The following is a 521-nucleotide window of genomic DNA, read 5'->3' as shown; positions in this document are numbered from 1 at the left end:
ATCGCCGATTTGATTGACAGCGTGAAAGAGTTGAAAGCAGAAATTGCCGCTCTGAAAGCCGCCGCTAAGTGAGGTGAGTGATGGATAGAAATCTTACACATTTGTGGGAGTTCTTCCATCTCTATCGCAACCAACTGGGTTATGGCCTCTTAGCTGCTACAGTTAATGCCTTAGCCCACTACAAGAGGAAGGACTCAGCAAGAGATAGTTTTGTTGATGTCCTCTTCTGTGGTGCGATTGGTTGGGGTGTAGATGGTTTCCTCCGTGCTCACGGTATGGCTCCAGAAGGAGCAGTTATGGCTGCTGCTATGATTGGCTACATTGGTGCTCAAGGTATCAGTGATTTGATTAGATCTAAACTTGGATTAGGAGGCAACAATGGCTCTGCTCAAAATCCGTAATCTCGGACAGTATGGTGTCATTAGTGGTTTGCTTCCTATTGATTTGCCTCTTAATGCCTTTACTGATGCTTTAAACGTCAGATTCCGTAATGGTAAGATCGAGAGTTATGGTGGTTGGAC

1 protein-coding gene is annotated in these 521 nt (G+C 45.3%); it reads left to right on the top strand.

Translation table 11 applies throughout. From position 1 onward, the window contains the following. Nucleotides 1-80: 80 nt before the first annotated feature. On the top strand, nucleotides 81-401 hold the full coding sequence (locus N1032_RS27845; RefSeq protein WP_259543980.1) for a phage holin family protein: 321 nt from the start codon (nucleotides 81-83) through the stop codon (nucleotides 399-401). The last annotated feature ends 120 nt before the right edge of the window (nucleotides 402-521 follow it).

The organism is Herbiconiux daphne, from assembly GCF_024979295.1.
GTDB lineage: Bacteria > Actinomycetota > Actinomycetes > Actinomycetales > Microbacteriaceae > Herbiconiux > Herbiconiux daphnes.
This window is presented reverse-complemented; position numbering and strand designations above follow the sequence as displayed.

Excerpts from the sequence above, each read along its gene's own strand:
- N1032_RS27845 (WP_259543980.1), top strand. The coding sequence starts at position 81 with ATGGATAGAAATCTTACACATTTGTGGGAGTTCTTCCATCTCTATCGC.